This is a genomic window from Weissella bombi (genome assembly GCF_900094835.1).
In the GTDB taxonomy this organism is placed as follows: Bacteria; Bacillota; Bacilli; order Lactobacillales; family Lactobacillaceae; genus Weissella; species Weissella bombi.
This window is the reverse complement of the sequence record NZ_FMAO01000009.1, coordinates 61,672-68,741: the sequence shown is the minus strand read 5'-3', so window position 1 is coordinate 68,741 and position 7,070 is coordinate 61,672. Positions and strand designations below refer to the sequence as shown.

The following is a 7,070-nucleotide window of genomic DNA, read 5'->3' as shown; positions in this document are numbered from 1 at the left end:
AGAGGTAGGTTACCCACGTGTTACTCACCCGTTCGCCACTCTTTGAAATCAAAAAATCAAATCAGAGCAAGCTCATCATATCAATTAAGCACAAAGCGTTCGACTTGCATGTATTAGGCACGCCGCCAGCGTTCATCCTGAGCCAGGATCAAACTCTCATTTTAAAAGCTTGAGTATAACTCATTAATTTGTTTTGTTTAACAGAAGTTAAACGAATTTACTAGCGAATTGACTTCGCAAATGTTTTTGTTTCAAGTAATAATACTTGAAGACCCTACACATTTGTTCTATCGAAACGATATTCAGTTTTCAATGACCTACGTTGTTGTCTCGCTGACAACTTAATTAGTATATCATCAAGCGTTTTGCTTGTCAACAACTAATTTAATGATTGAAAATCAATTACCAATTGTGCGTCACAACTTAATCTATATTACAGTATGCATTTATAAATGTCAACACTATAATTTAGATATTGTTTGATGCTTTTTGAATGGATTTTTTTATCTCTCTCCAAAAGCCAACTTTTATATAATACGACGTTACACAGTATAATGCAACCCTTAATTTGAATTTCGTAAATTTAATTTCACCCAATAACCGTGAACAGCAACATCAATTGCTCACATAATAGAAAAAACGCCAAGACAACAAGTCTTAGCGTTTCAATTTACTTATCTATTCTAATTAACGCATTGTTGGGAATAACAAAACGTCACGGATTGAATCAGCATCAGTTAGTAACATTACTAAGCGATCAATTCCAATACCCAAACCACCAGTAGGCGGCATACCATATTCTAATGCTTCGATAAAGTCTTCATCGATACCTTCAGCTTCATCGTTACCGGCATCACGTTCAGCTGCTTGTGCTTCAAAACGCTCACGTTGATCAATTGGATCATTCAATTCCGTAAACGCGTTAGCATATTCACCACCAGAGATAAACAACTCAAAGCGTTGTGCAAATCGTTGATCATCATCACTCTTCTTAGCCAATGGTGAAACTTCAACTGGATGTCCATAAACAAATGTTGGGTCAATCAACGTATCTTCAACAAAGTCTTCGAAGAATTCATTAATAATGTGACCAACACCCCAGTATTGTTCATACTTAACACCTTTTTCATCAGCAATAGCACGAGCTTGCTCAAGCGTATAGTCTTGCCAGAAATCAACACCAGTCTTTTCCTTAATCAAATCAACCATGTGCTTACGAGCAAATGGCTTTGACAAATTAATGTCAGTACCTTGGTAAGTAATCTTCATATCATCAGATACTACCTTAGCAGCTGCCTTAAAGATGTTTTCCGTTTCAGTCATAACATCGCCCAAGTCCCAGAATGCTGCATATGATTCCATAACAGTAAATTCAGGGTTGTGCTTTGGATCCATTCCTTCATTTCGGAAGACACGGCCAATTTCATATACACGTTCCATACCACCAACAATTAGACGCTTTAAGTGTAACTCTAGGGCGATACGCATGTACAAATCAATGTTCAAAGCATTGTGGTGCGTAATAAAAGGACGAGCGGCAGCACCACCTGCTGCATTTTGCAACATTGGTGTTTCTACTTCAGTAAATCCATCCCCATCCATGTAAGCACGGATAGCTGAAATAATCTTTGAACGCTTTTGGAAACGTGCAAATGAATCCTCATTAGCAATCAAATCCAAATAACGTTGACGATATTTCGTCTCCACGTCTGTTAGACCATGGAACTTATCGGGCAATGGACGCAAAGCCTTTGATAAGTGAACGATTTCAGTCACATTTAGTGATAACTCACCAGCACGCGTCTTCATCATCGTTCCCTTGAAACCAAGCCAATCACCTAAGTCAGACTTCTTAAACCAATCATATGCTTCTTCACCCACAACTGGTTTTTGAACAAATACTTGAATACGTCCAGAACGATCCTTGATATCAGCAAAACTGATTTTACCTGAACGACGCTTAGTCATCATTCGTCCAGCAATCTTCACTTCATTTGCTTGTTCTTCCAAATCTTCGCCTGATACATCTTCATACAATGCATGTAATTCTGATGCCATGTGCGTCCGATCAAAGCGGTGACCAAATGGATCGATACCTGCTTCGCGCAGTTCGGTCATTTTTTCACGGCGCTTGATCATCTGGTCATTTAATGACACTTGTTGATCAGCCATATTTCTATCCCTGCCTCATTTTTCCTTAATTAATTCGTAATTGGTTTTTACCATACATAATTATAAGTTTGCCAACATTCGACACATTTTGCAAGTGTCAACATCACTTTTTTACAAACCAGTTGCATCTTTACTTGCAATAATTGCTTGCAATTCGGTTTCGTCAAAATTAATAACTTTTCCAGTAAAACGATCAACAATTTCAACACCATGGTCTTCAGCCAAAATTGTTTGTAATTCGTTCAACGGCAACGTTGCCAACATCCGTGCATATTCATGTTTCGTAATAGCTGGGTACAAATTAACTTCAGTTGTTGTCAAAATTTGTACCTTTTCATCACCGAATAGATTATGCAACAAATCACTTGGTGTGTAGCCTTCCATCATCTGTGTTGAAATAGCAGGGAAGTTTCCAAGACGTGTTTCCAACTGATCGATATCTTCATCAGTTGCATCAGGTAACGTTGAAACCATGAAACCACCAGCTGTAACAACACTACCATCTGGATCAACTAATACAGAAACCGCAACAGCTGACGGAATTTGTTCTGATTTAGCCATATAATAAGTTAAATCATCCCCAATTTCACCAGTAGCCAAAGCGACTTTACCAGTAAATGGTTCATCGGTTCCGTAATCTTTCGTTACTGTCAAAAAGCCATCTACACCAACCGCTGCTGCAACATCTGGTTGTTGCTTAGCATTAAGTGGCAAGGTTACTTGTGGATTAGTGACATACCCACGAACTTCACCTTGTGCTGATGCTTCAACAACGATTTTACCAGCAGGTCCTTGACCATCAATGCTAACTGCTAAACGCTCTTCACCTTTCAGAATTGCGTTTGACATCATCAAAGAACCAATTAATGCACGTCCTAAAATGGTCGTTCCTAATTGTGAAGCATCATGAAATGTTGCTACTTCTTTCATCATCTCAGTTGCATCAATTGCAATTGCACGAAACTTACCGTCCTCAGTAATTGCGCGTACTAATTTATCTGCCATATTTTCATTCCTTTTCCCATTTGTTTTCCGTTATCAAGTGTAACACAGAGTAAACAAAAAAGAGCTTAGGGTATAACCCCTGAGCTCTTTTGCTGATTAACTATTAAGCTTGATCATTGTCATCATCACTATCTGATGAAGATGTCTTTTCTTCATCTTCAGCTAGCTTTTCATTTGCAGCTTGCTTAGCTTCTTCATATGACATTGGTGTTTCGTCATCCTTTTTAGCTTCATCATCAGTTTCTGGCATTTTACCAGTGTTGAATAAGCTCAAAATTTGCTTCTCATCCAATGTTTCATACTCTAGCAAAGCTTGCGCAATTGCTTCATGGCGATCCTTATAACGTAGGATAATGTCACAAGCAGTGTCATAACCTTGCGTTGTAATGCGACGAACTTCTTCATCAATTAGGCGTGAAGTTGTATCTGAGTACAATGGTTGCCCATATTGTGGACCATTGTCCTTCTCCAATTGAACCATACCTAATTTATCAGACATACCATATTGCGTTACCATTGCGCGCGCAATACCAGTAGCCTGCTCAAAGTCGTTTGAAGCCCCTGAAGATTGTTGATTAAATATTAGTACTTCGGCAGCACGTCCACCCATCAAACCAGCAACTTGATCCATTGCATCAGTTTTACTCATCAACATTTGATCTTCACGAGGTAGCATAATCGCATATCCACCAGCACGTCCACGTGGCACAATCGTTACCTTGTGGACAACACGGGCTTCATTCAAAACAAGTCCAACAATAGCGTGCCCAGCTTCGTGGTACGCAACAGTGTTACGTTCCTTAGCTGAGATAACACGATCCTTCTTAGCAGGTCCGGCAATGACACGATCCTCAGCTTCATCCAAATCCTTAGCTGTAATCGTGTTACTGTTACGACGAGCCGCTAACAAAGCTGCTTCGTTCAACAAGTTTTCCAAGTCAGCTCCAACGAATCCAGGTGTTTGCTTAGCAATTTCTTTCAAATCAACGCTTGAATCTAATGGCTTATTCTTAGCGTGAACATTCAAGATAGCTTCACGACCCTTAACGTCTGGACGTCCAACCAAAATCTTTCGGTCAAAACGACCAGGACGAAGCAAAGCGGGGTCCAAAACATCAGAACGGTTAGTAGCTGCCATAACAATGACACCTTCATTACCTTCGAAACCATCCATTTCAACCAACATTTGGTTCAATGTTTGCTCACGTTCATCGTGACCACCACCCATGCCGTTACCACGTTGACGTCCAACGGCATCGATCTCGTCAATGAAGATGATTGATGGGGCAGACTTCTTAGCATTTTCGAACAAATCACGTACACGACTTGCTCCAACACCAACGAACATCTCAACGAAGTCTGATCCAGAAATTGAGTAGAATGGTACACCAGCCTCACCAGCAACGGCCTTGGCTAGCAAAGTTTTACCAGTTCCGGGAGGTCCCTCAAGTAGGACACCAGATGGGATGCGAGCACCTAACTTCAAGAACTTCTTAGGGTCCTTCAAGAATTCAACAACTTCGACCAATTCTTGCTTTTCTTCTTCGGCACCAGCCACATCGGCAAAGCGCTTCTTATTCTCTGATGGGTCAGCAGCCTTAGCTTTTGACTTACCCATTCCCATCATATTACCACGACCACCTTGACCGCCTTGGTTCAAACCACCCATCATTAGGTAGAATAAGCCGACCATCAAAAGTAGTGGCAACATCGTTACTGCCAATGTACCCCAAAAGTTAGAAGGTTGTGGTTTAGTTGTGACATCTGTTTTTGACTTATCAGCTGTCTTTTGGACATCTGCGACAATATTGTCACTACCAACCAACTTAGTTTCAAAGGAATTAGCTTTCTTTGAATTTCCACCTAATAGTGAGGTAAAAGCGTCATTGTTAGCATCTTTATCTGATTGTGCCTTTTTGTATTCACCCTTAATGTCATAAACGCCATCGCCAGGTTGAATCGTGACTTTATCAATCTTTTTGTCACGCAATTCCGTCATAAATGTTGACGTAGAGATAGTCTTTGTATTCGAGGTCTGTGTGGGCCCGGCTACCCAATAAATCAACCCCATAATACCTAGGACTACAATTACGTAAAACAAACTATTTCGGACAAAATTTCCGTTTCGTTGGTTTTTCATCAATTCCTCCCGTATAGATAGTAATAGCAGTTACTACCTTATATTATGTACTAACTTAATGATTTGGTGTGATGTCTACCGTATCAACAATATCAGCATGTTGTGGATCATAAACTTCGCGCTTCAAAACACCAACGTATGGTAGGTTACGATATAGTTGCTTGTAATCAAGTCCATATCCTACCACGAAGGCTTTCGGCACATCAAAGCCAACATAATCAACCGTTGCTTCCACAACGCGACCATCTTTTTTATCCAATAAACTAGCAGTTTTAACTGATTTTGCACCACGATTTTTTAGTAACTCAACCATAAACTTTAATGAGCGGCCAGTATCAACGATATCTTCCATGATAATAATATCACGACCTGTAATGTCAGTCTGTAAATCTGTTACCAAATCTACACTTCCTGATGAGGCAATACCACCGTTATAGCTAGAAACGTCAATGAATTCAACTTCTGCATATTGCATATGTCTCATAACATCGACAGTCCACAAAACAGCACCCTTAAGTACTGATAGAATAATTGGTGTTTGACCCTCATAGTCAGCAGCTAATTGCTCACCAACTCGCTTTGCAGCTTTAGCAATGTCTGCTTCGCTATACAATACCCGTTCGATATCATTATTCATATCCGATTGGTTCATGTTTTGTTAATCTCCTAAATCTTAATTCCCCTACTGTTACATAACTTTAAGAATAACATGTTTAGCCTTAAATGTTTAGTCAATAACCAAAAGTTTTACCCTTTTAATAGCAGCAAATTTTTATGGTCTCTAACCAGCTTGTTATTTCCTTGTAATTGAACAGTACCTGTTGCAGTATTTTTGTTTTTCATTAATTGCACCGCCTGCTCTAACTGACGGTTTTTTACATCTAGTATCTGATGATTTTGTAACCACTTTTGTAGTATTAAAACTAATTGTGCTGGTGGCAAAGACCAATCTAAGGTTCCCTGCTCTAAATCTAAAACATATTGGTCAATTTGCGGTGCCGCTAACGCTTGAATTGCTGTTAGCTCTTTAGCAAAATCAATAATATGCATCATTGCTTGTTGATTAATTTGTTGTAAATCAGGAATCACAGCATGACGAAGTCGATTGCGAGCATACTTTTGATCATCATTTGTATAATCATCAATCCATTCTTGAACCGGCTCTTTAACTAATTCTCGTAAATCTGCCTTTGATAAATCTAAAAATGGGCGTACTAACTGCAATTCATTCGTCAATCTTTGTTTAGCCGGCATCCCCGTCAGCTGCTCTAAACGACTACCACGTGTTAGCTTGTATAAAATTGTTTCTACCTGATCATTTAGATGATGAGCAGTAACAATCATATTTGCGCCAATGTTCTTAGCAACCCTAAACATCACATTGTATCGTTTATCACGTGCTTGCTCTTCAACAGAAACCGTTGGTACTTCATCCCAATGCAATCTTTCAATTGTATTTGAGACTAAATTAGGGGTATTCGCAAATACGTGTCGCACAAACGTTTCTTCCTCCGCAGCATCTTGTCGCAGTTGATGATTAATATAAACGGCACTAACTTTCGGCTGCACATCTTGCGGTAAATCACCTTCTGTTAACCATCGCAATAGTCGCAATGAATCTTGACCACCCGACACAGCTACCAGCACATGATCATCAGTATTAAACAACTGTTGTGTCCGAATTTTACGTATTAAATTCGCGCGTAAAACTTTTGGTTTCATCCTATGTGCTCCATTATCTTTAATTGGTTAC

The 7,070-nt window shown here is 39.6% G+C and carries 5 protein-coding genes and 1 rRNA gene; all 6 read right to left on the bottom strand.

Annotation, left to right across the window (positions count from 1 at the left end):
• Positions 1-164: ribosomal RNA gene (locus GA0061074_RS06825) — 16S ribosomal RNA — on the bottom strand; the annotation flags it as partial.
• A gap of 523 nt (positions 165-687) precedes the next feature.
• Positions 688-2,172, bottom strand: coding sequence for a lysine--tRNA ligase (gene lysS / locus GA0061074_RS06820; protein ID WP_092463150.1), 1,485 nt, complete (start codon positions 2,170-2,172; stop codon positions 688-690).
• 111 nt (positions 2,173-2,283) lie between these two features.
• Complete coding sequence (hslO, locus tag GA0061074_RS06815) at positions 2,284-3,177, bottom strand: Hsp33 family molecular chaperone HslO (protein ID WP_092463148.1); 894 nt, start codon at positions 3,175-3,177, stop codon at positions 2,284-2,286.
• Positions 3,178-3,280: 103 nt separating this feature from the next.
• Positions 3,281-5,317: an ATP-dependent zinc metalloprotease FtsH gene (ftsH, locus tag GA0061074_RS06810; RefSeq protein WP_092463146.1), complete on the bottom strand. Its 2,037-nt coding sequence runs from the start codon at positions 5,315-5,317 to the stop codon at positions 3,281-3,283.
• Between the two features lie 55 nt (positions 5,318-5,372).
• Complete coding sequence (gene hpt, locus GA0061074_RS06805; protein ID WP_092463144.1) at positions 5,373-5,969, bottom strand: hypoxanthine phosphoribosyltransferase; 597 nt, start codon at positions 5,967-5,969, stop codon at positions 5,373-5,375.
• A 95-nt stretch (positions 5,970-6,064) separates the two neighbouring features.
• The gene (tilS, locus tag GA0061074_RS06800) at positions 6,065-7,039 is read right to left on the bottom strand and encodes a tRNA lysidine(34) synthetase TilS (RefSeq protein ID WP_092463142.1); all 975 of its coding nucleotides are present in this window, start codon (positions 7,037-7,039) and stop codon (positions 6,065-6,067) included.
• Positions 7,040-7,070 lie beyond the last annotated feature (31 nt).